Annotated in this window: 31 protein-coding genes and 1 pseudogene; 21 read left to right on the forward strand and 11 right to left on the reverse strand. The window is 71.6% G+C overall.

Annotated features, from left to right (window positions below):
- The 8 genes from ABZ749_RS04415 to ABZ749_RS04450 form a co-directional block, all read left to right on the forward strand.
- Positions 1 to 1058, forward strand: a 1058-nt coding sequence (locus ABZ749_RS04415; protein WP_357222629.1) for an LCP family protein, incomplete at its 5' end; no start/stop codon positions are given.
- Between the two features lie 159 nt (positions 1059 to 1217).
- Complete coding sequence (locus tag ABZ749_RS04420) at positions 1218 to 2489, forward strand: LCP family protein (protein ID WP_357193628.1); 1272 nt, start codon at positions 1218 to 1220, stop codon at positions 2487 to 2489.
- Between the two features lie 190 nt (positions 2490 to 2679).
- Positions 2680 to 3627 (forward strand): LCP family protein, encoded by a 948-nt coding sequence (locus ABZ749_RS04425; RefSeq protein WP_357222631.1) that lies wholly within the window; start codon positions 2680 to 2682, stop codon positions 3625 to 3627.
- A 58-nt stretch (positions 3628 to 3685) separates the two neighbouring features.
- A complete protein-coding gene (locus ABZ749_RS04430; protein ID WP_030331693.1) occupies positions 3686 to 4021 on the forward strand; it encodes a rhodanese-like domain-containing protein in 336 nt (111 codons plus the stop codon).
- A gap of 10 nt (positions 4022 to 4031) precedes the next feature.
- A complete protein-coding gene (locus tag ABZ749_RS04435) occupies positions 4032 to 4820 on the forward strand; it encodes a glycerophosphodiester phosphodiesterase family protein (protein ID WP_357222633.1) in 789 nt (262 codons plus the stop codon).
- Between the two features lie 54 nt (positions 4821 to 4874).
- Positions 4875 to 6329, forward strand: coding sequence for a PAS domain-containing sensor histidine kinase (locus ABZ749_RS04440; RefSeq protein WP_357222635.1), 1455 nt, complete (start codon positions 4875 to 4877; stop codon positions 6327 to 6329).
- Between the two features lie 61 nt (positions 6330 to 6390).
- On the forward strand, positions 6391 to 6810 hold the full coding sequence (locus ABZ749_RS04445) for an ATP-binding protein (protein ID WP_357222637.1): 420 nt from the start codon (positions 6391 to 6393) through the stop codon (positions 6808 to 6810).
- A gap of 59 nt (positions 6811 to 6869) precedes the next feature.
- The gene (locus ABZ749_RS04450; protein ID WP_357193613.1) at positions 6870 to 7757 is read left to right on the forward strand and encodes a DUF5926 family protein; all 888 of its coding nucleotides are present in this window, start codon (positions 6870 to 6872) and stop codon (positions 7755 to 7757) included.
- 79 nt (positions 7758 to 7836) lie between these two features.
- Here the strand turns inward: ABZ749_RS04450 and ABZ749_RS04455 are convergent, their stop codons facing one another.
- Positions 7837 to 9054, reverse strand: a complete 1218-nt coding sequence (locus tag ABZ749_RS04455) for an arginine deiminase (protein WP_357222639.1) — start codon at positions 9052 to 9054, stop codon at positions 7837 to 7839.
- A 163-nt stretch (positions 9055 to 9217) separates the two neighbouring features.
- On the opposite strand from ABZ749_RS04455, the gene ABZ749_RS04460 reads away from it, so the two are divergent.
- The 5 genes from ABZ749_RS04460 to pheA all read left to right on the forward strand — a co-directional run bounded on the left by ABZ749_RS04460 (position 9218) and on the right by pheA (position 12714).
- A complete protein-coding gene (locus ABZ749_RS04460; RefSeq protein ID WP_355004480.1) occupies positions 9218 to 9955 on the forward strand; it encodes a hypothetical protein in 738 nt (245 codons plus the stop codon).
- A 169-nt stretch (positions 9956 to 10124) separates the two neighbouring features.
- Positions 10125 to 10583, forward strand: coding sequence for a hypothetical protein (locus ABZ749_RS04465; protein WP_357222641.1), 459 nt, complete (start codon positions 10125 to 10127; stop codon positions 10581 to 10583).
- 75 nt (positions 10584 to 10658) lie between these two features.
- Positions 10659 to 11048 (forward strand): ACT domain-containing protein, encoded by a 390-nt coding sequence (locus ABZ749_RS04470; RefSeq protein ID WP_357193605.1) that lies wholly within the window; start codon positions 10659 to 10661, stop codon positions 11046 to 11048.
- Between the two features lie 207 nt (positions 11049 to 11255).
- A complete protein-coding gene (locus ABZ749_RS04475) occupies positions 11256 to 11750 on the forward strand; it encodes a hypothetical protein (RefSeq protein WP_357222644.1) in 495 nt (164 codons plus the stop codon).
- A gap of 10 nt (positions 11751 to 11760) precedes the next feature.
- The gene (gene pheA, locus ABZ749_RS04480; RefSeq protein WP_357222646.1) at positions 11761 to 12714 is read left to right on the forward strand and encodes a prephenate dehydratase; all 954 of its coding nucleotides are present in this window, start codon (positions 11761 to 11763) and stop codon (positions 12712 to 12714) included.
- 87 nt (positions 12715 to 12801) lie between these two features.
- Here the strand turns inward: pheA and ABZ749_RS04485 are convergent, their stop codons facing one another.
- The 3 genes from ABZ749_RS04485 to ABZ749_RS04495 all read right to left on the reverse strand — a co-directional run bounded on the left by ABZ749_RS04485 (position 12802) and on the right by ABZ749_RS04495 (position 14581).
- The gene (locus tag ABZ749_RS04485) at positions 12802 to 13524 is read right to left on the reverse strand and encodes an AIM24 family protein (protein ID WP_112583872.1); all 723 of its coding nucleotides are present in this window, start codon (positions 13522 to 13524) and stop codon (positions 12802 to 12804) included.
- 128 nt (positions 13525 to 13652) lie between these two features.
- Positions 13653 to 14000: a metallopeptidase family protein gene (locus tag ABZ749_RS04490; protein ID WP_357193788.1), complete on the reverse strand. Its 348-nt coding sequence runs from the start codon at positions 13998 to 14000 to the stop codon at positions 13653 to 13655.
- A gap of 149 nt (positions 14001 to 14149) precedes the next feature.
- Positions 14150 to 14581, reverse strand: coding sequence for an OsmC family protein (locus ABZ749_RS04495; RefSeq protein WP_357222648.1), 432 nt, complete (start codon positions 14579 to 14581; stop codon positions 14150 to 14152).
- 131 nt (positions 14582 to 14712) lie between these two features.
- On the opposite strand from ABZ749_RS04495, the gene ABZ749_RS04500 reads away from it, so the two are divergent.
- From ABZ749_RS04500 to ABZ749_RS04510, 3 genes are all read left to right on the forward strand, one after another.
- Positions 14713 to 15453, forward strand: a complete 741-nt coding sequence (locus ABZ749_RS04500) for a hypothetical protein (protein WP_357222650.1) — start codon at positions 14713 to 14715, stop codon at positions 15451 to 15453.
- Between the two features lie 172 nt (positions 15454 to 15625).
- Positions 15626 to 16447 (forward strand): HAD hydrolase family protein, encoded by an 822-nt coding sequence (locus ABZ749_RS04505; protein WP_357222652.1) that lies wholly within the window; start codon positions 15626 to 15628, stop codon positions 16445 to 16447.
- Positions 16447 to 17259, forward strand: coding sequence for an HAD family hydrolase (locus ABZ749_RS04510; protein ID WP_357222654.1), 813 nt, complete (start codon positions 16447 to 16449; stop codon positions 17257 to 17259). The genes ABZ749_RS04505 and ABZ749_RS04510 overlap by 1 nt, the downstream gene beginning before the upstream one ends.
- Before the next feature lie 2 nt (positions 17260 to 17261).
- Here the strand turns inward: ABZ749_RS04510 and ABZ749_RS04515 are convergent, their stop codons facing one another.
- Positions 17262 to 17864, reverse strand: coding sequence for a bacterial proteasome activator family protein (locus ABZ749_RS04515; protein ID WP_355004489.1), 603 nt, complete (start codon positions 17862 to 17864; stop codon positions 17262 to 17264).
- An 84-nt stretch (positions 17865 to 17948) separates the two neighbouring features.
- Between ABZ749_RS04515 and ABZ749_RS04520 the strand changes: the two genes are divergently transcribed.
- Both ABZ749_RS04520 and ABZ749_RS04525 read left to right on the forward strand, forming a co-directional pair.
- Entirely contained in the window at positions 17949 to 18746 is a 798-nt protein-coding gene (locus tag ABZ749_RS04520; protein ID WP_357222656.1) for a prolyl oligopeptidase family serine peptidase, read from the forward strand.
- An 81-nt stretch (positions 18747 to 18827) separates the two neighbouring features.
- A complete protein-coding gene (locus ABZ749_RS04525; protein ID WP_357222658.1) occupies positions 18828 to 20015 on the forward strand; it encodes an ABC transporter substrate-binding protein in 1188 nt (395 codons plus the stop codon).
- 67 nt (positions 20016 to 20082) lie between these two features.
- Here ABZ749_RS04525 and ddaH read toward each other — a convergent pair whose 3' ends face one another.
- Positions 20083 to 20916: a dimethylargininase gene (gene ddaH / locus ABZ749_RS04530; protein WP_355004492.1), complete on the reverse strand. Its 834-nt coding sequence runs from the start codon at positions 20914 to 20916 to the stop codon at positions 20083 to 20085.
- Positions 20917 to 20975: 59 nt separating this feature from the next.
- Between ddaH and ABZ749_RS04535 the strand changes: the two genes are divergently transcribed.
- The gene (locus ABZ749_RS04535; protein WP_030331732.1) at positions 20976 to 21440 is read left to right on the forward strand and encodes an Lrp/AsnC family transcriptional regulator; all 465 of its coding nucleotides are present in this window, start codon (positions 20976 to 20978) and stop codon (positions 21438 to 21440) included.
- A gap of 72 nt (positions 21441 to 21512) precedes the next feature.
- A complete protein-coding gene (locus tag ABZ749_RS04540) occupies positions 21513 to 22469 on the forward strand; it encodes a zinc-binding dehydrogenase (protein ID WP_357222660.1) in 957 nt (318 codons plus the stop codon).
- Between the two features lie 6 nt (positions 22470 to 22475).
- On the opposite strand, the gene ABZ749_RS04545 is transcribed toward ABZ749_RS04540, so the two are convergent.
- The 3 genes from ABZ749_RS04545 to ABZ749_RS04555 all read right to left on the reverse strand — a co-directional run bounded on the left by ABZ749_RS04545 (position 22476) and on the right by ABZ749_RS04555 (position 24766).
- Complete coding sequence (locus ABZ749_RS04545) at positions 22476 to 23582, reverse strand: hypothetical protein (protein ID WP_357222662.1); 1107 nt, start codon at positions 23580 to 23582, stop codon at positions 22476 to 22478.
- 81 nt (positions 23583 to 23663) lie between these two features.
- Complete coding sequence (locus ABZ749_RS04550; protein WP_355004496.1) at positions 23664 to 23930, reverse strand: DUF6457 domain-containing protein; 267 nt, start codon at positions 23928 to 23930, stop codon at positions 23664 to 23666.
- Complete coding sequence (locus ABZ749_RS04555; RefSeq protein ID WP_357222664.1) at positions 23927 to 24766, reverse strand: NTP transferase domain-containing protein; 840 nt, start codon at positions 24764 to 24766, stop codon at positions 23927 to 23929. Before ABZ749_RS04555 ends, ABZ749_RS04550 begins: the two co-directional genes overlap by 4 nt.
- 268 nt (positions 24767 to 25034) lie before the next feature.
- Between ABZ749_RS04555 and fdhD the strand changes: the two genes are divergently transcribed.
- Complete coding sequence (gene fdhD / locus ABZ749_RS04560) at positions 25035 to 25901, forward strand: formate dehydrogenase accessory sulfurtransferase FdhD (RefSeq protein WP_357222666.1); 867 nt, start codon at positions 25035 to 25037, stop codon at positions 25899 to 25901.
- 13 nt (positions 25902 to 25914) lie between these two features.
- Here the strand turns inward: fdhD and ABZ749_RS04565 are convergent, their stop codons facing one another.
- Positions 25915 to 26508 (reverse strand): GAP family protein, encoded by a 594-nt coding sequence (locus ABZ749_RS04565; protein WP_357222668.1) that lies wholly within the window; start codon positions 26506 to 26508, stop codon positions 25915 to 25917.
- Positions 26478 to 26569: pseudogene (locus ABZ749_RS04570) on the reverse strand (3-isopropylmalate dehydratase small subunit); the annotation flags it as partial. The pseudogene ABZ749_RS04570 and the gene ABZ749_RS04565, both read right to left, overlap by 31 nt.

Raw genomic sequence — 26569 nt, forward strand, 5'->3', positions numbered from 1 at the left:
GGCCGACCGGGCCTGGCGGCCCGGGTGGCACCGGCGGGTCGGGACGGCGCGGCCCGCGACCGCGTTGGGGCCGGATCGCCCTGGTGGCCGGGGCCGCGGTGCTGGTGCTGGCGCTGCTCGGCAGCGTCGGCGCCTGGTTGTACGCCCGCAACCTCAACAGTGACCTGGCCCGCACCGACCCGTTCGCGGAGATCACCGGTGGTCGGCCCGCCAAGACCGTCGATGGCGCGCTGAACATCCTGCTGGTCGGCAGCGACTCACGGGACCCGGACGCGCCGGTCGACAGCAAGAGTCAGTGGCGCGCCGACACGATCATCGTCATGCACATTCCGGCCGACCACCAGGAGGCCTACCTGGTCTCCATCCCCCGGGACCTGTACGTGCCGATCCCGGAGAGCGCCGGCGCGGACTGCGGCTCAGGTTCGCGCGCGAAGATCAACGCAGCGTTCGCGTTCGGTGGGCTGCCGCTGGCGGTACGCACCGTGGAGTGCTTCACCGACGTTCGGATCGACCACGTGATGGCGATCGACTTCGGCGGCTTCAAGGAGGTCACCGACGCTCTCGGAGGGGTGGACCTGAAGGTGGAGCGCACCATCACCTCGATCCACAAGCCGTACCGGACCTTCACCAAGGGCACCAACCACATGGATGGCGCGGAGGCCCTGGACTGGATCCGGCAGCGCAAGCAGTTCCCGGACGGTGACTTCGCCCGGATGCGGCACCAGCAGGAGTTCCTCCGAGCCCTGATGGACAAGGCGGCCAGCACCGGCACGCTGGCGAACCCGAAGAAGCTGAACGATTTCCTCAAATCGGTGACCGCGGCCGTAACCGTCGACCAGACTTTCTCGGTTACAGACATGGCGCTTCAGTTCCGTAACCTGCGCGGCCAGAACCTCACCTTTGTGACCAGCCCGAACTCGGGCAGCGACACGATCAACGGCGAGTCGGTGGTGGTGTCGGACCGGGAGAAGGCGCTCGCGATGTACCAGGCCATGTCCGCCGACACGATGGCCGACTGGGTCAAGGCGAACCCGCCGAAGAGCAACGACGGCGGCTGAGCGCTGCCCGGCTGGCACCAGCCGTTCGGATCATCGAGCGGCGACGATCGACTGAGTCTGCAAAATTCGACGTCCGGATTGACCCGGGATGAACTCGCCAAGTCGATTTGATGTACGTACAGTGGTGCCGCCCCCTCCTGATCACGAGCTGGAGCACGCATGCCGGTTCAGGCCAGTCGTCGCCCTTCTTCCTCCGGGTCCGCCGCCCCCAGCGGTCGAGTCGCTGCGGCCATACCCGCGCAGGCGCGCCCCTCGGGAGGCGGGCCGGGCTCGCGTCCGCCGGGTAGCGGCGGTGGCGGCGGTGGCGGCGACCGCCCGGGTGGCGGTGGGTCGAAGAAGCGGACCAAGCGCAAGGACCCGCTCTGGGCCAGGCTGACCGTCGTCTTCGGTGCCGTGCTGATGCTGAGCAGCGGGGTGGCCATCGTCGGCAGCAAGGCGTTGATCGGGCAGGCGACCGGCGGCATCGCGAAGGGCAACCTGCTGGGTGATGCCGGCAAGTCCGACGCCGAGGGCGGTGCGAGCCTGGACGGCCCGATCGACATGCTGCTGCTCGGCGTGGACGCGCGGGAGCGCTGGGCCGCCGACGACGTGCGTTCGGACAGCATCATCGTCCTGCACATTCCGGCCACGCACGACCAGGCGTACCTGATCTCGATCCCCCGGGACACCGAGGCGCAGATCCCGGCGTTCAAGAAGAGCGGCTACGGCGGCGGTTCCGGAAAGATCAACGCCGCGTTCCAGGCCGGTGCCGCCAACGGTGGCGGCTGGGAGGGTGGCGCCCAGCTGATGGCCCAGACGATCAAGCGGCTCACCGGAATCAGCTTCGACGGCGCGGCGATCATCAACTTCGGTGGCTTCAAGAACGTCATCGACACCCTGGGCACGGTGCGGATCTGTGTCAGCCAGGAGGTCAAGTCGCTGCACATGTCGTACGTCGACGGCAAGCCGATGTGGAACGCGGACGCCAAGAAGACCGGCAAGCAGCGGACCCCGGTGGTGCACAAGAAGGGCTGCCAGGAGATGGAGGGTTGGGCCGCGCTCGACTACTCCCGCCAGCGCAAGACCCTCAAGAACGGCGACTACGACCGGCAGGCCAACCAGCAGCAGCTGATCAAGGCGATGGCGAAGAAGGCCACCGAGGGCGGGATGTTGTCCAACCCGGCCAAGATGAACAACCTGATCAAGGCGGCCGGCAAGGCGTTCGTGCTGGACACCGGCGGCGTGCCAATCGAGGACTTCATCTTCACGATGCGCGGGGTCACCGGCAACGAGCTGACCATGCTCAAGACCAACAACGGCACCTTCAACGCCAACAACAACAACACCGAGGGTCTGAACGAAGAGACCCTGGCGATGTTCCAGGCGGTCAAGCAGGACAAACTCGCCGAGTTCGTCTTCACCCACCCCGAGGTGATCTCCACCCGCAAGTGAGGCCGGGAGTCGCGGAAAGCCAGCGACGACCTCCTCACCGCCCGTAGCCTGACGTGAACGGGTTTCACGTATCGGCTGCGGGGAGGCGGTCACGTCCAGGTGGGGACGGAACGCAGCGGGCCGGGCCGAAGCAGCCCCGTCCGCCCGGTCGACCCGCGCCCGTGGGCCGCGGATCCTGCTCGGCGTCGGCTTGGCCCTCGTCCTGCTGGCGGGGCTCGCCGTGGCCGGGCTCAAGACGCTCAGCCACCGCTACGACCGCACGGTGACCAAGGAGCAACTGCTCGACGCCGACGCCCGCACCGAGCGCACCGACCTGGACGGGCCGCTCAACTACCTCCTGGTCGGCTCCGACCGGCGTCCGGGCGAGAGCGGCCCCGACCAGCGCTCGGACACCATCCTCATCGTGCACGTCCCCGCCGGGCAGCGGGAGGCGTACCTGGTCTCCATCCCGCGTGACCTGCTGGTCGCCATCCCGCCCGCGAACGGCTTCGGCGGTGGTCAAGACAAGATCAATGCCGCGTACGAGCACGGCGGCGGCGGGCAGGCCGGCGCCCAACTGCTCTCCGCCACCCTGCACCGGCTCACCGGCATCCGGTTCGACGGCGCTGCGCTGATCGACTTCTCCGGCTTCCGGAAGGTCATCGACCTGCTCGGCGGGGTGGAGATGTGCGTGGACACCGAGGTCCGCTCGATCCACACCAACCGGGTCTTCCCCACCGGCTGCCAGCAGATGGACGGCGCGCAGGCGCTCGACTACGTCCGACAGCGCTACGACCTGCCCGGCGGTGACTACGACCGGCAGCACCACCAGCAGCAACTGCTCAGGGCGATGTTGGACAGCGCCGGCAGGGCGGACCTGCGGAGCAACCCCGTCAAACTGGACCAGGTGCTCCGGGCGGTCGGTGGCTCGTTGACCATGGACACCAACGGCGTACCCCTGGAAGACCTGCTCCTCGCGCTGCGCGCGCTGCCGCCCGACGGCATGCGCGGCGTCCAGGTGCCCTCCTCGCCGCAGACCATCGACGAGGTCTCGTACGTGGTGCTGGACAACGGCGGCAACGGGCTGTTCGAGGCGCTGCGCGACACCCGGGTGCCGGCCTGGGCGCAGGCCAACCCCCGCTGGGTGACCCGGTTGTGACGGTGCCGACGGCCCGGTCGGTGTCGAACCGGGCCACGAGGATCTAGTGTTGCTTCCTGTGTTCGGACCCCAGGTTCCCACAGTGCCCGTGACCGAGATCGCCGACGAGACCTACCTGCTGGATGTGCGGGAGGACGACGAGTGGGCGGCCGGCCACGCGCCCACCGCTCACCACCTGCCGATGATGCAGCTGCCGGCCCGGCTGGCCGAGGTGCCCACCGACCGGGAGGTGGCGGTCGTCTGCCGTTCCGGCGGGCGTTCCGCCCAGGTCGTCGCCTACCTGATCAACAACGGTTGGGAGCAGGTGCGCAACGCCGACGGCGGGATGCGCCAGTGGGCTGCGGTCGGCCGACCGGTGGTCGACGCGAACGGGCAGCCCGGCCAGGTCATCTGAGGCCGGCGCAATGGGCGGGCCACTGGTCTTCGCGCATCGCGGCGCCTCGTTCGACCTACCCGAGCACACCCTCGCCGCGTACCTGCGCGCCCTCGACGAGGGCGCCGACGGCCTGGAGTGCGACGTCCGGCTGACCCGGGACGGGCACCTGGTCTGTGTGCACGACCGACGACTGGACCGCACCAGCAACGGTCGCGGTCTGGTCAGCGCGCGTACGCTCGCCGAACTGGACGCCCTGGACTTCGGCTCGTGGCACCCGGGCGGTGCCCCGGGCGGTGATCTGCCGCCTGACGAGTCACACACCCGGCTGCTGACCCTGGCCCGACTCCTGGACGCGGTGCTCGCCGCCGGGCGGCCGGTCCGACTGCTGGTGGAGACGAAGCACCCGTCCCGCTACGGCTCGAACGTGGAACGGCGGCTGGTCAGCCTGCTGCGCCGGTACGGGCTGGCCGACCCCGCGCCGGACGACCCGGTGCAGGTCACCGTCATGTCGTTCTCCCCGCTGGCGGTCCGTCGGGTGCGTGAGCTGGCCCCGACGCTGCCCACCGTGCTGTTGCTGGAGGTGCTGCCGCGCTGGCTGCGGTTGGGTCGGCTGCCGTTCGGCACCCGGATCGCCGGGCCGGGCATCGGCCTGGTCCGGGGTCGCCCGCAGTTGCTGCCCGCGCTACGCGCGGCCGGCAACCAGGTGTACGTCTGGACGATCAACGAGCCGACCGACCTGGAGCTGGTGCTGGCCGCGGGGGTGGACGGGATCATCACCGACCGGCCCGCGTACGCCCTCGCCCGGCTGGACCGCTGACCCATCGACCGGGCGGGGGTGCCCAAAACCGGGTCGGCGGGGCAGACTCGGCACATGCCGGAGCGTATCGATTTCCCCGCTCTCCTCGCCGGCCACACCGTCGTGATCGAGATGATCAACTCTGGGGACGCGGGCGTGCCGGTCCTCACCCAACTGCTCCGGGTGGCCCAGCCGGCGCTCGGCGCCACCGGGATGGCGTTCGTCGAGTTCGGTCCCACCGGCGGTCGCGTCATCGCCGCGACCGGCGCGGCGGAGTGGGCCCTGGGTCGACCACTGGCGGTCGACGACCCGGACACCGTGTGCCTGCTCACCGGACCACGGGTACGCCAGGCGCGGGTGAGTGACCTCAACGGCAAGCTGGCCGCCGAACTGGCCGGCAGCGGCCTGCGCCGGATGGTCGTCTCCCGGGCCGAGATCGGCGGTCACACCGTCGGCAGCCTGCACGCGCTGTACCCGGGCGACGACGAGCCGGGTGCCGAGCAGCAGGGGGTGATCGCCTACCTCGCCTCCTGTGTCGGGCACATGTACGGCGACCAGAGTGGCCTGCCGGTGCACGGCGACGGCCCGGTGGTGGCGGCCCTCGCCGACGGGTTGGCCGTCGTCGACCGGGACGGGCACGTCCGGCTCTGGAACCCGGCCGCCGCCCAGGTCACCGGCCGGACGGTCGAGCAGTCGCTGAGCCGCCCGTTGCCGTTCCCGCTGCCACCCTCCGGGCAGGTTCGGGACCATCGGATGCCGGACGGCCGCTGGCTGCGGATCACCTCCGGCGACCTGCCCGGCCCGGGAACGTTACGGGTGGTCACCTTCCGCGACATCACCGACCAGCAGCGCCGCGACCACGACCGCGAACTGTTCGTCGCGGTGACCAGCCACGAACTGCGCACCCCGGTCACCGTCATCAAGGGGTACGCGGACACCCTCACCGACCACTGGGAGTCGCTGACCGACGTCGACCGACGGCAGGCGGCCCGGGTGATCGGGCAACGCGCCAACGAGCTGGCCCGGCTGGTCGACCGTCTGCTCAGCTCGGCGGCCGAGGTGGGGCCGGGCGACGACCCTCCCACCCCGTTCGACCTCGGTGAGGCGCTGCGCTCCGCCGTCGTCGACCTGCCGGCCGAGCTGCGCCGCCGGCTGGTGCTCCGCCTTCCGAGCGACCTGCCCAAGGCGCTCGGTCACCGGCCCAGCCTGGCCACGGTGCTGACCGAGTTGACGACGAACGCCGGTAAGTACTCGGCACCTGATTCTCCCATCGAGATCACCGCCTCTGGCGACGGTCATCTGGTGGCGTTCCGGGTCAGCGACCAGGGCATCGGCATCCGACCCGAGCACGTGGAACGGGCGTTCGACAGGTTCTGGCAGGGCGAGTCCGGCGACCGGCGCGGCTATCCCGGAGCCGGGCTCGGGCTCTATCTCGTCCGCCGGATCGTTGAACAACAGAATGGATGGGTATCCCTACGTCCGAGGACCGGCGGCGGTACGGTCGCAGAGGTGCGGCTACCGCGCGGTTGACCAGGGGTGGCGCGACGTGGAGGCGACGGTGGCAGCGGCAACGAGGGATCGGGCCTGGTGCGTGGTGGTTCCTCACCACCCGGGCGGGGCACGGCTGGCCCGACACCGGCTCGCCGCCGAGCTGACGGATGTCGTACCCCCGACGATCCTCGCGGACCTGATCGCGGTGCTCGCGGAGCTGGTGGGCAACGCGGTGCGGCACGCCAGACCGCTGCCCGGCGACGTCATCAGGGTTGCCTGGCAACTGCGGCCCTCGGCCGAGGGCACACTGATCCAGCTTCGGGTCACCGACGGCGGCAGCGCGAGCACCGGGCCACGGCTCCGGACGGCCAGCCCCGATGCGGCGGACGGGCGCGGCCTGCACATCGTGGCCGGCCTGGCGACCCGTTGGGGCGTCGAGCACGACGGCATGGGCCAGCGCGTCTGGGCGGAGTTCGACAGGGTGCCGACACCCCGACCCGACCTGGTGCCGGCGGGCTGAGGACGACTCGGGCGGGTCCCGGTCACGGCGAGCCGCTCGAAGCTCTAGGCTGTGACGCCGTGAGTAAGCGTCGAAAGAGCCAGCGCGCCGCCGCCGACACCACCCCTCGTCGCGACAAGGTGCGAGACGTCTTCGTGCCGCGTCCGTTCGACGGGCTGGTCGACGAGTCCGAGTGGATCGCGCTGCGCGAGTTGGTGCCCGCCGCCTCCGCCCCGCTGCGGCTGGCGCCCGCCCTGGTCGACGAATTCGGCGACCGGACGGCGACGCTCGCCACGGTGCTGCCCATGGCCGCCCCGGCGATCACCAAGCCGGACGGCCGGGTGCTGATCGGCCTCCAGCGCCACCAGCAGTCCGGTGACGTGTCGCGGGATCTGGCCGACGCGTTGCTCAGCGCGCTGCGTGCCGAGCCGGGCGGCCAGGTGGCAGTGGCGCCACTGCCCGGCCCCGGGCCCCGGCTGCAGGACATCCTCGTGGACGGTCCGCTGGACATCACCATGCACGACGGTTTCGACTTCTGGCTCGACCCCGGGGCCGCCGACGATCCGACCGTCCAGGCGTCGCTGGAGCGGGCGAACGCGGCCATCTACCCAACGGTCCGGCTGACCGCGGCGAAGGCCGCGTACTGGTGTCAGGTCCCGGAGAAGGCCCACGTGCGCTGGGTGCTGCCGGACGACGAGGACGCCGCCCTGGACGCGCTGGCCCGACTCGGCGCGGCCGGCACGTTGACGCTCGGCGAGCAGACCAAGTTCGCCGGCATGTTCCGCGCGCACGGTCGACTCGTGCCGGTCTGGGACCTGCCGGAGGAGACCCCGGCCGCCGAGTGGGAGGAGCCGGTGGCGCAGTTCGCCAAGCGGTACGCCGAGGCGCTCACCGTCACCGACCCACTCGACGCCGCCGGCCGGCGGGCCCGTCAGGGGCTGCTCGGCCGCCAGCTCACCCTGCGCTGAGCCGGGGACGACAGCGCCCCCGCGCGGCGGGCGCTGTCGTCCACTCAGCCGCGCGGCGGCGGCTGCGCTCGTCGCGTGCTCAGCCGGCGACGGGTAGCGGGTCCCGGGTGATCGGGCAGGACATGCAGCGCGGTCCGCCCCGACCGGAGCCCAACTCGGAGCCGGCGATCGGGATCACCTCGATGCCGGCCCGCTCCAGTTGGGCGTTGGTCGCCGTGTTGCGCTCGTAGCCGACGCAGAGCCGGGGGGCCAGCGCGAGGGTGTTGTTGCCGTCGTCCCACTGCTCGCGCTCCGCGGTGACCGGATCCAGGCCGGTGTCGATGACCCGGAGCAGGTCGAGGTCCATCGCGTCGGCGGCGGCCCGCAGGAACGGTGCCGGCCCGTCCACCCGCGGGTCCTCGCCGTCCCCGCCGGCGATCACCGTGTACGCGGACAGCGTGCTGGCGATGTTGGGGTACATCAGGACGGCGTCCACGTCGACCATCGTGCACACGGTGTCCAGGTGCATGGTGGCGCGTTTCTGGGCGATCGGCACCACCAGGATGGTGTGGGCCAGGCCGGCGGCGAAGACCTGCCGACCGAGGCGTTCCGCGCCGGCCGGGGTCGTCCGCTCACCCACCCCGACCGCCAGTACGCCGGGTGCGAGCAGCAGCACGTCCCCGCCCTCCAGGTGCTCAAGGCTGGGGCGGTAGACGAACTCGGTGCCGGCGAACCGGGGGTGGTGGCGGTAGATGGCGTCGGTCAGTGTGGTCTCGCGGCGGCGGGCCGGCATGGCCAGGCTGGTGACGCCGACCCGGTCGCCGATCCACAGCGACGAGTCGCGGGTGAAGAGCAGGTTGGGCAACGGGTCGATGACGAAGTCGTGTCGGTCCATCAGCGTGTAGACCAGCCCACCGGGCCGCTCGGAGCTGATCCGCAACTCCTCGTGGGCCAGCCCGGCGGTGAGCACGTCGGCCAGCGCGGCCGGGTCCAGGTAGGAGAGGTGGTCGGCGACGCGGGCGCGCAGCGTGTCGCCGAGCCGCCGGGAGCGCAGCACCTGCTCGGTGAGTTCGGCCCGGGCGTCCGCGACGGCCAGCGTCTCGGCCAGCAGGGTGGCCAGGTAGAGCACCTCGACGCCGCGTTCGCGCAGGGCGGCGGCGAACGCGTCGTGCTCTTCCTGGGCGCGCTCCACCCAGGGGATCGCGTCGAACAGGAGCGAGTCGTTGTTGCGCGGGGTGAGCCGGGCCAGTTCGGGGCCGGGCCGGTGCAGCAGTACGGTGCCGAGCCGGCCGACTTCACTGTCGACGTAGTGGGTCACTCCCGCAGCGTAGGGCAGGGTTTAGCGGCATCCGAGAAAAGAACTGTGGATGAATATGGCATTCATCCACAGTCACTCCGGCGCTCCGGCTTGCAAAACACCGGTAGTGGCAACGTAGGGTAGTGAGGACATAACTTCGAGGGACCTTTTGCCGGAGGTCGCGATGACTGTCTTTCCCGCACGACGAGCCGTACCGTCCGCTCGGGCACTGCCGCCCGTCGCGGTGCCACACCCCCGCGTCGAGGCGCCGGGGGTTCTCGAACCGGTCCGTCCGACACCGCTCGAATGGGCCCGCCGCCGTCGTGCTGAGCGGGGTGCACGCCGCCTGGAGGCGGCCGGGGCACGGGCGTTGGGCCAACTCGACCACCTCGGGCCTTCCTGGCACGTGATCGAGTGGCCGCGCACCGACGTGACAGACGTCCTCGACCACGGTCAGGACGACCGAGCCGGGTTCCTCGCCATCGGGCCGAGTGGCCTCTTCGCCGTGACCATCGCCGACCACGGCCGGGCCCGGGTGCTCGTCGCCGGAGACGTGGTGCAGATCAACGGCAAGCGACCTCCGTACGTGGCCGAGTCCCGCCGGGACGCCAAGCGGGCCAGCAAGGCCCTCTCCGAGGCGGTGGGGCTTCCCGTTCCGGTGACACCGGTGCTGACCTTCGTCGGTTCGGGCGTGATCAGCGTCTACGGCCTTCCGAAGGACTGCCTGATGGCCACCCACCGGGAACTGGACCGGCTGCTCGTGGCCGGCGGCAGCCGGATCAGCCCTGCCACCGCCGAGAAGCTTTCCCGGGTCGCGCAGCACCCGGGCACCTGGCTGAACGGCACGTACCGTCCAACCGCCGACTACCGGTGGTACGACGAGGGCCGAACGGCCGCTGACAAGCCGGCCCACCGCCGGTAACGTCACCGGCGACGCCACGCGGCTCCGGTCCCCCCGTTCACCTCACCGGTCTCCGCGCCGTCACCGGTCGCTGCGGTTCACGCTGCGCGCCCCGGTGACCCGGTGCGCTCGGTGATTCCGTCGGCGACCCGCTAGCGTGGACAGTCGATCGGTGCACATAGGAGGCGCGGTGGCCCACGTCGAACTTTCGCTCTCGGAAGCGTTCGTGCCGGCGGTGCGGGCCTCGACAGAGCCGGAGTCCGACAATGTCGGCCAATGGTCGTCGACAGTCTCCCGGGCCGACGAGCCGTGCCTGCTGATCGACGCCGACACCCGGGTGGTGGCGATCTCCACGGCCGGTTGCGAACTGCTCTGCCTCGGTGAGCCGGCCGGGCTGATCGGTCGACCGTTGCTCGATGGCGGGCTGCGCCTGCTCGACTTCACCGCCAACCGCGGCGAGCTGACCGAAGCCGAGATCGACAAGATTCCGCCCCTGCTGGCGCTCTCCTCCGGCCGACTCGCCCGGGGGCTACTCAGGGTGCAGGCCGCCTCCGTGAACAGCTCCGACGCGACAGTTGACGCGATCTCCACCCCGGTGCTCACCGACGGCACCGTCGCCGGCTCACTCACCTTCTTCTCCGAGGTCTGACCTGCGGCGCAGTGTGTCCTTCGCCGCACGCGGCGTTGCCGGGGCGGGTTTGCGCGAAGGCCGTAGGGTGCCCTCATGCTCGATATCGCTCTGCTGCCGGGGGAATACGCTGTGTGCCGGCTGGCTCCCGGCAACACCCTGCCGTACGCGCTGTCGAGCGGGCTGCGCGGCGCGGACGTGGTGACCGTGAGCTGGACCTCCGACGGGATCTCCGTGATCTGCCCGACCGAGCGGGCGCCGGCACAGGCCGTGGTGGAGACGACCTGGCGCTGCCTACGGGTCACCGCCCCGGTGACGCTGGCCGGCACCGGCAGTCTGGCCGCGCTGGTCGACCCGCTCGCCGAGGCCCGGGTCAGTGCCGTCACGTTCTCCACGTTCGACACCGACTATCTGCTGGTGCCGACCGTCCGGTTGACCGAGGGCACGGCCGCGCTCCAGCGCGCCGGGCATCGCGTCACCGGCTGACCTTCACCCGACCGGCCGCTCACCCTACGATGGGCTCGGCCACCCCGGCCGCGAAGAATTCTCCGATGTCCCGAGGATCGGCCCGTGCCGTTCACCCCGCCCCCGCCCGCGTCCCCCGCACCGCGGTCGACGATCCACCCCGCACCGGCGGCTCCTGGCCGGGCAGTCGATCGCGTTCCGGCGCGGAGCCTCGCCCGAGTCCTGCCGATGGCGCTCGCCGTCGCGGCGCTGGCCGGCTGTGGCGCCCCACCCGGGCTGGGGGAGCCGACGAGCGTTCCCACCCACACCGCAGCCCCGACACCGTCCGCCCCGAGCACCGCACCGGCCACCCCGCCGACCACCGCCCCGTCTCTCGGCACTGTCACGCCCACCCCGGACGCCGGATTGGTCGCGACGGCCTGCCGCAACGGGCCGACCGGCCAGCGGGTGCTGCAACTGTTGCGCGGCAGGGCCGGAGTGCTGCCGGCGAACGTCCGGGTCCAGGTCCGCACCGGGCCGCTCTGCGCCGGCGACTGGCAGTTCACAGTGCTGACGGTGACCGGGCACGAGGAACTCCAGGTGGTCACCCGGGGCGAGCCCGGTTCCCCGGTGCTGGTCACCGCCGGCACTGACGTCTGCACCATCGAGGTACGCGCCACCAGTCCGGCCGGGATTCGCGCCCTCGCCTGCGACGCCGGCCCGGCCAACGGGCCGGGTGCGTAGGCTGATCGGCATGCCGGGAACACCGCCGACACGTTTCGTCTTCCTCGGGCCGGAAGGCACCTTCGCCGAGCAGGCGCTGCGCTCGATACCCGCCGCCGAGCGCGGCGCCCGTACGCCCGCTCGCAGCGTCGGAGAGGCGCTGGACAGCGTCCGCGCCGGCGACGCCGACGCCGCGCTGGTGCCACTGGAGAACTCGATCGGCGGGGCGGTGGGCGTCACGCTGGACGAGATGGCCGAGGGCGAGCCGCTGGTGATCACCCGGGAGGTGATCCTGTCGGTGGAGTTCGTGCTCGCCGCGCGGCCCGACACCCCGCTGACCTCGATCCGCACCGTGGCGGCCCATCCACAGGCGTCCACCCAGTGCCGGGGCTGGTTGCGCAACCACCTGCCCGACGCCGTGGTGGTCGACGTGCTCTCCAACGGCGCGGCGGCCGCCGGTGCCGGCACTGGCGAGTACGACGCGGCGATCTGCGCACCGATCGGAGCCTCCCGGCACCGACTCACCACACTCGCCGACAAGATCGCCGACCACCCCGACGCGGTGACCCGGTTCGCGCTGGTGTCCCGCCCCGGGCCGCCACCCCCGCCGACCGGTGACGACCTCACCTCGCTCGCGGTCTTCATCGCCCACGACCGGGTCGGCGCGCTGCTGTCCGTGCTGATGGAGTTGGCCGTCCGTGGGGTCAACCTGACCCGGATCGAATCCCGGCCGACCGGCGAGGCGTTGGGCCGCTACGTCTTCTTCCTGGACTGCACCGGCCACGTCGCCGACGTACGCCTGGGCGAGGCGTTGCAGGGGCTCCGCAGGGTCTGTGCCGACGTGCGCTTCCTGGGCTCCTACCCCCGGCACCGGTGGGCCGAGGCAGGCGAACGCCCGGTGCCCGCGCCGGCGGGCCTCTCCGACGTCGACTACGCCGACGCGGCGGCCTGGTTGGCCCGCCTGCGTACGGGCGAGTTGACCTGACCGGCGCGGAGCGCCCCCGAGGGAACGGGAGCGCCCGCGCCGCCGCGGTCAGCTCGACGGATCAGGTGCGCGTCGCGCGACTGTCGATCAGCTCAGCAGACCGCCGAGCAGACCGCCCTCCTGCTGCTGCTGGCCACTGCCCAGGACCGGTGGCTCCTCGGACGGCTGCACCACCACGAAGCCCTGACCGGCGAAGCTCATGGTGAACGACTCACCGGTGCGGCGCCCCAGCAGAGTGCCGAGGCCGAGCTGCTCGGCCCGGTGGTAGCCGGTCTGGAGGTTGGCCGACCAGCAGACCGCGGCCTGGGGGTCGACGTACGTCGGAGCGTCCACGTTCAGCACGACCGGGGTGCCCTTGGTGGTGATGGCGATCCGCCCGTAGCCGCTGAACACACAGTTGAAGAGGCCGGACGAGGACGCCATCCCGGCGCCGCCGACCATCCTGATGTCGTACTGGAGGGTGGAGTCGAAGGCGAGCACGCTGCTGCCGTTGATGGAAAGGGCGTCGCCCGGCTCCAGGTCGATGATGTGCACGTCCTTGGCCAGCTCGGCGAGGAAGACGTCACCCTGCCCGGTGACCTTCATCAGCGGGACGCCCTCGCCGGTGAGCTTCTGCTTGAGAAACTTGCCGAGCCCACCTGAACCCAACGCCTGGAACTGCACATTCCCCTGGTAGGCGACCATCGACCCGACCCGGGCCATCGCCTCGCCGTTGAGCTCGATCTTCAACATCTTGGAGTTCTGCAACCGCATGCCGGGCTGCGCGGACTCCTTCTCCAGATTCTCCGCGGAGAACAGCTCGCTGCGCATGAAAGGGCCTCCTGAATAGGGTCGCGTTCGCTGCACCGACGGTAGGCGACCTCGGCAAGCACCGGCCGTCGGACGGGCGGCCAGGCGCGTTCGTGTGGCGCGGGTGGGCGGACGTCGAGCGGCGGGGCTCAGCCCCAGCCGAGCGCGTGCAACCGGGCGTCGTCGATGCCGAAGTGGTGGGCGATCTCGTGCACCACCGTCACCGCCACCTCGTCGATGACGTCGTCGTCGTTGTCGCAGATCCGCAGGATCGGACGGCGGTAGATGAAGATCCGGTCGGGCAGCACACCGGAATAGCCCCAACCGCGGTCGGTGAGCGCGTGCCCCTCGTAGAGGCCCAGCAGGTCGACCTCTCCCGGTGGTGGGTCGTCCTCGACCAGGATCACCACGTTGTTCATCAGGCCGAGTAGTTCTTCGGGCACCTCGTCGAGGGCTTCGCCGACCAACTCCTCGAAGCGCTCACGGCTCATCTCCACCGGCACCTCGCCCATTGTGCCCGACGCGGGGGCACGTGGCCCGGTAGTGCTGGACGACGGTGACTGTCGTCCGCACATGCACGGAAGAAGCGACCACCCGGAACCGGGCGGAGGCTCCTTCCGTGGACGTACGGTGTGGGCCGGCTGGCTCAGGCAGCCAGGCGGGCGTTGAGGGTGATCTCGGCGCCCGGCGAGAGCAGGCGGGAGATCGGGCAGTTGGCCTTGGCGGCCTCGGCGAGCTTCTGGAACTCCGCCTCGTCGATCCCCGGGACCTGGCCGACCGTCTCCAGGTCGATCCGGGTCACGGTCATGCCGGCGTCGGTCTTGTCCAGGTGCACCTTGGCTGTGGTCTCGACCGAGGTGGCCGTCGAGCCCGCGTCGGCAAGCGCCTTGGAGAACGCCATCGAGAAGCAGCCGGCGTGCGCGGCGGCGATCAACTCCTCGGGGTTGGTGCCCTCACCCTCCTCGAAGCGCGACTTGAAGGAGTAGTTGCCGGACAGGCCGCCCTTACCGGTGCGCACGGTGCCCGCGCCCTCGGTGAGATTGCCCTGCCATTGTGCTGAAGCGGTACGGATAGGCATGGGGCAAACGCTAGCGGAAAGGCGACCATCGGGCGACAGACCGGCGCGCGTGCCAGCCCTGCGATCCCTGTCACCACCAGCTTGCTGTGCCATGATGCGACCCAGGTCCGTGACCGGCGGAAGGGTGGCCGATGTCCGAGGAGCTTCCGATCCCGCGGCAGGGCGACCGCTCCGAGGCCCCGGCGGTGATCGAGTGGGGTGCCGACGAGCCGGCCCCGCGACGCCGCTTCGCCTGGTCCCTGGCCCACCTCGCGCAGGATCCCCGGCTGCCCCTGCTGCTCGCCGGTCTGGGCGCGGTGGCCGCGATCGCCTCGCTCGTCGGTGAGTGGCTGGTGATGAGCCTGCCGAACGGTGGGCCCGAGGGCAACACGACGATCGAGGTGCCCGCCGGGGTGTCCGAGGTCGGTGGCTTCGGGGTCGGCTACCTGGTCGGGCTTATCGCCCTCGTCTGCGCCGTGGCGCTGACGTTGCGCGGCACGGCGGCCGTACGGCCGAACGCCCGGCTGGCGGGCCTCACCCTGGCCGGCGCCCTGCTGGTGCTGCTGGTGGCCGCCACGGCGGGCCTCGACAACCCCGGTCAGCGAAACTTCTTCTACTCGCTCGAGGACGGCTTTCGGATCGAGTACGGCCGCGGGCTGGTGATGGCGTTCGTCGCCTGTGTGCTGTTCGCTGCCGCCCTGCGGCTGACTCCCGCCGCACCCCCCGGCGTGTTCGGCGGCCCACCGGACGATGACCGGCCCGGCGACGCGCCAGCACCGCGCCCCTGGCGCCGTCGCCGGGACCCCGACCCGATCGAGGACGGCCTTCCGTCTCCGGCCGACCTGACGGTCACCCCCGCCGCCCCCTTCGCCCGCCCTGACTCCCAGCCCTGACCGGCTCCCTTCACCCGCCCACCGCCCGGGAGCGGGTGGGAGTTGGCGTCCGATTCGCCTGGAAGTCATGGATGCGACCCGTTCCGCGAGGTACGGTTGCTGACCCGCCGTCACTCCGAGACTCGGGTTCCCTGACCCTGGCGGTGCGACGGCGGCGGGCGAAGGAGGAACCATGACCCGCCCGGGACTGCCCAAGTTGATCGCGACCGACCTCGACGGGACGCTGGTCCGCAGCGATGACACCGTCTCCGCGTACACCCATGGGGTGCTCGACCGGGTGCGCGCCGCCGGAATCCCGGTGGTCGGCGCGACCGGACGCGGCCCTCGGTTGACCGAGTTGACCCGCAACGACATCCGCGCCGCCGACTTCCTGGTGATGGCCGGCGGTGGACGGGTGGTCGACCAGAGCGACCCGAGCGGCCCGGTGGTGCTCCGCGACGAGCGGCTGCCCGCCGAGGTTCTGGCTCGGCTCCTCGCCGATCTGGAGGCGGAGGTCGGCCCGCTGACCGTGATGGTCGAGGCGTCCGACGAGCACGACGCCCCGCTGTGGGGCGACTACCACGAAAGCTGGCCGTACCAGGACCGCTTCGAGGCGCGCACCCGCGACGAGTGCCTCGCCTGCGACGTGATCAAGGCGTTTGCCCGGACCGCCGACCATCACGTGGACGAGCTGCTGGAGGTGGCCCGCAGGATCGTCCCGCCGCAGGTCGCCACACTCACCCAGGCCGGGCTCGGCTTCATCGAGATCTGCCCGCCCGGCGTGGACAAGGCGACCGGGTTGACAGTGGTGGCGCAGACCCTCGGGGTCGACCCGGCCGATGTGCTGGTCTTCGGTGACATGCCCAACGACCTGCCGATGTTCGAGTGGGCCGGCTGGTCGCGGGTGGCCGTGGCCAACGCGCACCCCGAGTTGCGTGCCGTCGCCGACGAGGTGACCTTGCGCAACGACGACGACGGGGTGGCGGTGTATCTGGACCGGCTACTGTCCCGGTAATGGGAGACACACCCCGCCTCATCGCCACCGACATCGACGGCACGCTGATCCGCGACGACCACACCGTCAGCCCACGCACCGCCGACCTGCTCGCGCGGATCTCCGCGCAAGGCACGCCGGTCGTTCTGGTCACCGGCCGTCCGGTCCGCTGGCTCAAAATGGTGTACGACCAGCTCGCCCGACCGCTGCCGGCGGTGTGCGCCAACGGTGCCGTGGTCTACGACCCGTTCTCCGACGAGGTGGTGCGGGCTGACCCGCTCGCCCCGCACCACCTGGCCGAGGTGGCCCGGAGGCTACGGGCCGAGGTGCCCGGAATCAGCTTCGCCGTGGAGATCCTGGACAGCCGGGAGATGCGGCACGAGGAGCACTACCCCCTGCGCTGGGACGCCGACGCCAGCGGCATCCGACCGGTCGAGACGCCGGAGGAGTTGCTCTCCGTCCCGGCGGTGAAGCTCCTCGCCCGAGCCGGCGAGCAGGACCCGGATGTCTTCGCCGAGCTGATCGCCACGGCGGTGGCGGGGTTGGCCGAGGCCACGCACTCGTCGTCCTCCGGGCTGGTGGAGATCTCGGCGGCCGGCGTGACCAAGGCGGCGGGGCTGGCCTGGTACTGCGACCAGGTCGGGGTGGCCGCGGCGGACGTGCTGGCCTTCGGCGACATGCCGAACGACGTGCCGATGCTGACCTGGGCCGGGCGTGGTGTGGCGGTGGCCAACGCGCACCGCGCCGTCCTGGCGGTCGCCGACGACGTGACGACGGCGAACACCGAGGACGGCGTGGCGGCGTACCTGGAGAAGATCTTCGGGGTGGACTGAGGTCAGAGGTACTGACCGGTGTTGTGGCCCTCGCCGCCGCCCGGCTGGCCGATGCCCGGCATCCCGGGGACGACCCCACCGGGGCCGCTGGGCAGCGCCTGCCGGCCGCCGCGCATCTGCTCCAGCTGCACCCGGGCGGCCATCTGCTGGGCCACCAGGGCCGCCTGGATGCCGTGGAACAGGCCCTCCAGCCAGCCGACGAGCTGGGCGTGCGCGATCCGCAGCTCGCTCTCGCTGGGGGCCTTGTCCTCGGCGAAGGGCAGCGAGATGCGCTCCAGCTCGTCGCGAAGCTCGGGGGCGAGGCCCTCCTTGAGCTCGACGATCGACCGCTCGTGAATCTCCCGCATCCGGCTGCGGCTGGCGTCGTCGAGAGGTGCGGCCTTCACCTCCTCCAGCAACTGCTTGATCATGCTGCCGATCCGCATCACCTTGGCCGGCTGTTCGACCAGGCGGGTCGGGTCCTCGCCCTGGCCCTCGTCGGTCTGCATCGTGCCGATCGGCCGGCCGTCCGGACCAACCACCACCACTGTGCCGGAGTGGCCGGAGTCGTCGGGGCCGGGCTCGTCGTTCTGTCCAGCGGAGCGCGCTTCGGTCATGGGGTCCATCTTTACCCAGCGGGCGCGACCCATGCCGCCCGGGACCGACTACCGGGGCCGAACCACCCGGGCGGGGCGCGCTACCGTCGCGCCATGCCTGTCGACCCGCGCGCCGTGTTGACCCGGCCCGCCCCCGAGCCCGACCGGACGGTGGCGTACGGGGACCACCCGGATCAGGTGGCCGATCTGCGCCTTCCGGCGGGTACCGGGCCGGCCCGGCCGCTGGTCGTCGTCCTGCACGGCGGCTTCTGGCGGGCCGAGTACGACCGACGGCACACCGGCCCGCTGGCCGCAGCCCTCGCCGCCGACGGCTGCCCGGTGGCGCAGCTGGAATACCGCCGCACCGGGCAGCCCGGAGGCGGCTGGCCGGGCACCCTCACCGACGTACTGACCGGGGTGGCCGAGCTGCCGGCGCTGGCGGCCGAGGCGCTGCCCGGCCGGGTGAGCCTGGCCGCGCCGATCCTGGTCGGGCACTCCGCCGGCGGCCACCTGGCGCTGTACGTGGCGGGCACCGCACCGGCGACGGTGGGCGGAGTGCTCGCCCTGGCCCCGGTGGCCGATCTGGGCGAGGCGTACCGGCGGGATCTGGACTCGGGCGCGGTCGCCGCGCTGCTCGGCGGCGGCCCGGCGCACGTCCCGGACCGGTACGCGGCGGCGGATCCACGAATGTTGGTACCGATACGAACACGCACAGTAGTCGTTCATGGCTCTGACGATCATCAGGTTCCAGTGGAGATGAGCCAGGATTTTGTCGCGGAGGCACGTGCCGCGGGTTCCGATATCTCCCTTGTTGAACTGCCCGGATGCGAGCATTTCGGGCTGATCGACCCGGAGGCCGTCGCCTGGCCTCAGGTCCTTGCCGTGTTGCGGTCCCTGCACGATGATCACTAGCCATTGACGCAGCGTCGCGGACCAGGTAGAACGCCGTTGGGGCGGTGTTCGGCCCTGCAACGCTTCCCTGGAAGGAACTCGGTGTCGCAGATGAATCGCAGGCGGGCGCTCCAACTGTTGGCCGCGCTCGGAACCACCGGGTTCGTCGCCGCGTGCGGCTCAGACGGTGACGCCGAGCCGGCCGCCGACCGGGGCCCGATCAAGATCGGTTTGATCACGCCGCAGGCCGGTGGTTTCAAGAGCATCGGCGATGACATCACCAATGGCTTCCAGCTCTTCCTCGACCTGCACGACCAGCGGCTGGGCGGCCATTCGGTGGAGCTGCTGACCGCCGACGAGGGCGACACCGCCAAGACGGGCAAGGCTGCCGTCGAGGGCCTGCTCAAGCAGGGCGTGCTGGCACTCACCGGCGTGGTCAACTCGGCGGTGATGGTCGGCATCCGGGACACCGTTGAGCAGGCCCGGGTCCCGCTGATCGGCTCCAACGCCTCACCGAGCAGCCTGCAGAGCGTCTTCTACATCTGGCGGACCTCGTACGTGCTCGACGAGGCCGGCAAGGCGCTCGGCCGCTACCTGCGCGACCAGCTGCCGGCGAACGGCCGCGTCGCGATCATCATGCCGGAGAACGTCGGCAGCCCGGACGTCGTCCGCGGCTTCCGGGAGGACTTCGGCACGAACGACCCCCGGATCCGCGACGCGGTGACCTACACCAGCGCCACCTCCAACCCCGGCAAGACGACGTACGCCTCGGACATCAGCAGGGCGCTGGCCAAGAAGCCCACAGCGGTCTTCTGCTTCTTCGCCGGAGCGGCGGCGGTGGAGTTCATCAAGCAGCTGCGCGAGAAGTTCGCCGGGCCGATCTACGCACCCGGCTTCCTCACCGAGGGCGCGGTGCTGGAGAACCTGAAGGACAACGCGCTGGGCATCCAGACCGCGCTGAACTACTCGGCCGACCTGAACAACACGTCGAACCGGGTCTTCGCCTCGGCGTACCGCAAGAAGTACCAGGTCACCCCCACCACGTACGCGATGGCGTCGTACGACGCGGCGCAGGTGCTCGACCAGGCCATCCAGCTGACCGGTGGGAAGCCCACGCCGCAGCAGGTCAACCTGGCCCTGGGAAAGATCGGCCAGATCGACAGCCCGCGCGGCATCTGGCAGTTCAACCAGCCGCGTACCCCGCAGCAGAAGTGGTACCTGCGCGAGGTGCAGCGCGACGGTCAGGTCATGTCGAACGTGCTGATCAACGAGCTGGCCACGCTGGGCTGAACGCCCACCCGGAGCACGGTTCGGGGCCGGTCTCCCAGTGGGAGGCCGGCCCCGGCACGTTCGCGGGTCAGTGCCGCAGCTCGGCGATGCAGCACTTCACGCTGCCGCCGCCCTTCTTCAGCTCGGCCAGCTCAACCGGGACCGGGGTGTACCCGGCCGCCTTGAGCTTGCCGGCCAGGCGGGTGGCCTCGCTGTTGAGCACCACGTTCGCGCCGTCGCTGACCAGGTTGAGACCGAAGGCCATCGCGTCCTCGTCGTCGGCGATCACCGCGTCCGGGAAGAGCTGGGTGAGCACCCGCTGACTGGCCGCGGAGAACGCGCCCGGGAAGTAGACGACATTCGCGTCGTCGATGGCCGCGAGCGCCACGTCCAGGTGGTAGAAGCGGGGGTCGATCAGGCGCAGCGACACCACCGGACGGCCCAGCGCCTCCTGCGCCTCCGCGTGCGCCGGGATCTCGGTACGGAAGCCGTGCCCGGCCAGGATGAGCCCGCCGTGCGCCTCCGGCACGTACGCGAAGTCGCCCTCACCCTCGTTGGTCTCGCTGGGTGCGATGAACCGCCAGCCCTGCGCGTCGTAGAAGGCGTGGTGGGCGGCGGCCTCGGCGGCCCGCTGCTCGTGCTTGAACCGGGCGCCGTAGACGCTGCCGTCCACCACGAAGCCACCATTGGCGGCGTAGACCATGTCGGGCAGGCCCTGCTCGGCGGTGAGCAGGTGCACCTCGTGGCCGAGGCCGACAAGCGTCTCGCGCAGCCGGTCCCACTGCTTGACGGCCAGGGCCCGGTCGACCGGGGTGGTCACGTCCATCCACGGGTTGATCGCGTACTCGACCGCGAAGTACTCCGGCGAGCACATGAGATATGTCCGCTTTCGCGGGAAACGCTGCTGGTTCACGGTCACCAAGAGTAGGTACCGTAGAACTTTGAAAACAGCCACAAGCGTTGCTTCCCAGAGGCGGAACGTTGCAGATAGACGCGGTAGACCAGCGGATCATTGCGTTACTCGTCGCGGACGCCCGGGCGTCCTACGCCGACATCGGTGCCCGGGTGTCACTCTCCGCCCCGGCGGTCAAACGTCGCGTCGACCGACTGCGCGCCACCGGCGTGATCAGGGGATTCACGGCCGTCGTTGATCCGGCCGCCGTCGGCTGGACCACGGAGGCCTTCGTCGAGCTGTTCTGCGCCGGCCGGACCACCCCGGCGCAGATCGGCGTAGCCGCCCGCCGGCACCCCGAGGTGGTCGGCGCGTACACCGTCTCCGGGGAGGCGGACGCGCTCGTGCACCTGCGCGCCGCCGACATCGCCCACCTGGAGGCGGCACTGGAGCGGCTGCGTGCCGAGTCCTTCGTGACCTCCACCCGCAGCACCATCGTGCTCTCCCGGCTGGTCGAATCGCCCGGCGTCGGCCCGTCCGCCGGCACCTCTTGACCTCAACCCAGGTTGAGGAGATGGACTGGCCCCGAGTGGGCGAGGCAGCCCATCGGGGCCGAGGGGGCTGTCATGCGGGCGATCTGGTTACGTGAGTTCGGCGGGCCCGAGGTGCTGGTGCCCGGCCCCGCGCCGGACCCGGTCCCCGGTCCCGGCCAGGTGCTGATCGACGTCGCACACGCGAACATCACCTTCGTCGAGACCCAACTGCGCGCCGGTCACCCCGGCCCGTTCCGCATCACCCCACCGCTGATCCCCGGCAACGGCGTCGGCGGGGTGATCACCGCCGTCGGGCCGGACGTCGACCCGGCGCTGAGCGGGCAGCGGGTGGTCAGCGCCACCGGAGGTTCCGGCGGTTACGCCGAACGCGCGGCAGTGGACGCGTCGGCGACGATCGCGGTGCCGACCGGGTTGGCTCTGGACGAGGCGGTGGCACTGCTGGCCGACGGGCGGACCGCCACCATGCTGATCGAGGCGGTCGGCGTCCACCCCGGTGACCGGGTGCTGGTGGAGGCCGCTGCCGGCGGCGTCGGCAGCCTGTTGGTGCAACTCGCGGTCCGCGCCGGGGCACGGGTGATCGGCGTGGCCGGTGGGCGACGCAAGGTGGACCTGCTACCCGGCCTGGGCGCCGAGCTGGCCGTCGACTACCTGCTGCCCGAGTGGGCCGAGCAGGTCCGCGCCGCGGTGGGCGGGGTCGACGTGGTGCTCGACGGGGTCGGTGGCTCGGTGGCCCGGGCCGCCTTCGACCTGCTCCCGCCGGGCGGCCGGATGGTCAGCTTCGGGCTGGCGAGCGGGGAGTGGTCCCCGGTGTCGACGGAGGCCGCCACGGCACGGCAGGTCACCATGATCCGCCCGGACGTGCCACCGGCCCGGCTGCGGGCGTACACCGAACAGGCCCTGGCGGACGCGGCGGCCGGCCACCTGCGACCGCTCATCGGCCAACGCTTCCCACTGGAACGCGCCGCCGACGCGCACGCCGCCATCGAGGCGCGCGCGACGGTCGGCAAGACCCTGCTGGACGTGGCCTGATCGAACTCAGAGGTACATGCCGGTGCGGTGCTCCGACTCGTCGCGTCGGACCGGCTTGTCACCCTCACCGAAGAACCGCTTGCCACCGAACTCGCCGTGCAGACGGTCGTCCAACTCGTCGGCGAGACCGGTCATCACCTGCACGGCCAGCATCAGATGGGTCGCCTGGAAGTTGCGGCCGAACACCGGGATGGACGCCCACACCGTGTCGTCAGCGCAGTAGAGGCGGCCGATCGGCATCCGGTTCGTCAGTTCGGAGAGCTTGACGTAGAGCCGCTCGGTCGGCTCCACCTCGGTGAGCACCGGGGAGAAGACGTCCACCAGGGGCGGGTTGTCCCGCACGCGCACGAAGACCATCGCCGAGCCGGCGCGGATGGTGATGTCGCCGTCCGAGTCGATCTGCAACCGGTCGGTGTCCGACTTCAACATGGTGGAGACCACGGTTCGGACCCGATCGGCCAGGTCGAGCACGTCGTCCTGCTCGACCTGCGCGGCGGCCGCCTCGGCCAACGCCTCCTCCAGGTCCGCCTCGACGTCGGCGTCCGGACCGAACTCGCTGCGGGCGGTGCCCAGCGGTTCCACTGCCAACGGCTCGCCCTCGGCGTCGTGCACCAGATAGACGAGGAAGGCCGGGTGCGGAGCACCGTAGACGTCCCGCAGCGTGCGGGAGAGCAGGGTGGCGACCTGGGTCGACTCGGCCGTCGTGGCGTTCAGCCCGAAGGAACCGCCAGAGCCGGCGACCACCCCGGGCGGGGACCAACCGAGCGCGACCATGTCCGCCACCGCGCCCCGGTCCAGTCGGTAACCCGCCGGCAGAGCGGCGTTGCCGACCGCACGGGCGGACAACACCCGGTCCGCGTCCACGTCGACGCTGATCGAATAGACAGCGTCCCCGGTGCCGGAGGCGGTGGGGTCCAGGGTCAGGTCGAGGTGTGCGCCGACGGGAAGTTCCCGCAGGCGTACGGCGAGCGCGCGGGCGAACTCCCGCCACGCCTCGGTCACCTTCGCCCGCAGGTCGGTGGTGCTGGGCTCGTCGAGCAAGATCGATTCCGCCGGCTCAGTCGAAGCGCCGGGCAGCTCACCGTGCGGCGCCGAGGGGTGGTCAGCCGTCATGATCGCCTCCGTCCGTCACGATCACCCTACCCACGCCGCCCGTGGGTCGGATCAGCCCGGACCGGGATCGGACAGCGGCGGTCAGGGGGCCGTCGGGTCCGTGGGGTCGGCGCCCAGCTCGACCGGCCAGGCGCCCGCCAGCGCGCTGAGCCGGGCCGCGGCGTCCGCCGGGTCCGCGCCCCGGCCAACCGCCAACCCGAAGAGGTACGCGGTGACCGGCGCACCCGGACGCAGCACCTGGTGGGCGACGTCCCGGGCCAGATCCAGCACCGCCGGCACCGGCACCGCGGTCGGGTCCAGATCCAACTCGGCACACACCGCCGTGACCCAGTCGTCCATCACCGTCATCGCGCCCACTCCTCCGCCCGGCGTACGTCCTCGTCAGTGTCGCAGTCGAACCACGGCGGCGGGCCCTCGCCGGACCAGGCCACCTCCGACACGACGAGCCCCGCCAGCAACGCTCGGACCGGGGCCCCGGACAAGCTGCCGCCCCGCTCGACCGCCAACCGGTCCACCGCTGCCCGCAGCGCGGTCACCCGCCAGACGCCGCAGAGCGACTGCCGCCGCCCGTCCCCGTCCACGAAGCACGCCCCGTCGGGTCGCCGCTCACCGCCAGCGAGGCCGTCACGGGCCGGCGGTTCAGCGAGGCCGTCACGGGCCGACGGTGCGGCGAGGCCGTCGCGGGCCGACGGTTCAGCGAGGCCGTCACGGGCCGACGGTGCGGCGAGGCCGTCGCGGGCCGGCGGTTCAGCGAGGCCGTCACGGATCAACGGTGCGGCGAGGTCGCCACGGACCGGCGGTGCCGGATCGGTGCGGCCGCCCGCCGAACCGGTGTCGGGGGTCGTCCGATCGAGGTGGTGCAGGAGATCGCCGATCGCGGCCCGGGTGAGCAGCGGCAGGTCGGCGGCGAGCAGCGCGACCAAGGTGACGTCGGTGTCCAGCAGCGCCAACCCGGCCGCCGCCGCGGCGACCGGGCCCCCGCCGGGCGGGTCCTCCCGGACGACCCGGACGCCCGCCGGCACGGCGTCGGCCGCACCGACAAGCACCCGCGGCGTCGCGTCGGCGACTGCGGCCAGCACCCGGTCGCGCATCGGCCGGCCGCCGACCGGAAGCGCGGGTTTGTCGAGCCCGCCCATCCGTCGGGCGGCCCCACCCGCGAGCACCACGGCGGCGTACGTCCCCACCCGGCCACCGTAGCCGGGACCGGTCCCACCCCGATGTCGGGCGGCTGCGCAAACCCAGCGCGGCGAACGAACAGCATGATCCACTCGGATTCGCCGAAATCGCGGTGTCCCGGTGCCGGGGACACCCCGACTTCAAGGAACACGAGTGGATCACGCCCTGTGCGCCGCCGGCAGACCGGATCGGAGGGGCATCGGTCGGACGGCGCCGCCGGGTGCCCGATGGCCGGTGGTCGTGCGGGTGTGCCGGCGGGGGGTGGAGGATGGCGGGATGGGACGGGCAACTGATCGACGGGGCGTACTCCGGATCGACCTGGACGCGGCGACCGCCGGACGCGGGTCGATCCGCCGACCGGACACGCTCGCCGTGGAGGAGCCGCTGGAGATCCGGGTCGGCGCGGCAGGCCCCGGCCGACGCCGGCCGCTCGCCGTCACCATGCGTACTCCCGGCGACGATCTGGACCTGGCCATCGGGTTCCTGCTGACGGAGGGGCTGATCCGGTCGACCGACGACGTGTTGACCGCGCAACTCTGCGCCGGCGCGGAGACGCCGAACACGTACAACGTGGTGGACGTGGTGCTCGCCCCCGGCGTACCGGAACCGACCACCGACCCGTCCCGGAACTTCTACACGACCAGCTCGTGCGGTGTCTGCGGCAAGGCCAGCATCGACGCGGTACGCACCCGGTCGCTCTTCCCGGTCGCGGAGGACCCGCTCAGCGTCCCGGCCACGCTGCTCGCCGAGCTGCCCGACCGGTTGCGCGCCGCCCAGCGCGGTTTCGATCGGACCGGCGGGCTGCACGCGGCGGGGTTGTTCACCCCCGACGGTGAGCTGGTGGTGCTACGGGAGGACGTGGGCCGGCACAACGCCGTGGACAAGGTGATCGGCTGGGCCGTGCGGGAACGCCGGCTGCCGCTCGCCGGGCACCTGCTGCTGGTCTCCGGGCGGGCCAGCTTCGAGCTGACCCAGAAGGCGTGGATGGCGGGGTTGCCGCTGCTGGCAGCGGTGTCCGCCCCGAGCACCCTCGCCGCGGAACTGGCCGACGAGGCGGGGATGACACTTGTCGGCTTCCTGCGCGGGCGGACCATGAACGTCTACACCGGGCCGCACCGGATCACCGTGGAGCAGCCAGCCTGAGCCGAGCGTCCCGTCAGCGACCGATCCGGTCGATCAGGTCGAACAGGGCCAGCCGTGCGGCGGCGTCACGGGCGACCAGGAAACCGGCGATGCCGAGGATCCAGCCCAACGCGCTGCCCGCCTTCGTGACGATCCAGGTGTTCAGGCGGGCCAGCACCGGCTCGACCAGTCGCGGGCGGACCACTCTGGCACCCAGCAGCAGCACCGCCGGCAGCACCATGACCAGGCAGTACCCGGCGAGCAGCGCCACCACGCCCGCCGCTCCCACCTCCGAGGTGGCCAACAGACCCACCGCACCGAGGTACGGAAGCATGGTCGCCACCTCGGCCAGCGCCGCGAGCAGCGCGAGCCCGACCAACCAGCGGGCCGAGGAATCTCCGGCGGTGGCCCGGTCCCGCCAGCGCAGGACGCCACCGGTACGGGGACGCCGCTTGCCGTCGTAGCGGAAGCTGAGCGCCAGCATTCCCACGCCCAGCACGAGTTGTGCCCAGAGGACGCCCCGGTTGTCCAGGGCGCCGCCCAGCGCGTCGCCCAGGCTGCTGCCTCCCCAGACCAGCAGCAGCCCAACCGCGAGGTAGTGGTGGGATCCGCTTCGACCAGGTCCCACAACTCTTCGACGGCTTTCAATTCCAACTCGACCGGCAACAGACCTTCCTTGAGGGCGTTGC

This window comes from Micromonospora sp. NPDC047753 (assembly GCF_040642735.1).
Lineage (GTDB): Bacteria > Actinomycetota > Actinomycetes > Mycobacteriales > Micromonosporaceae > Micromonospora.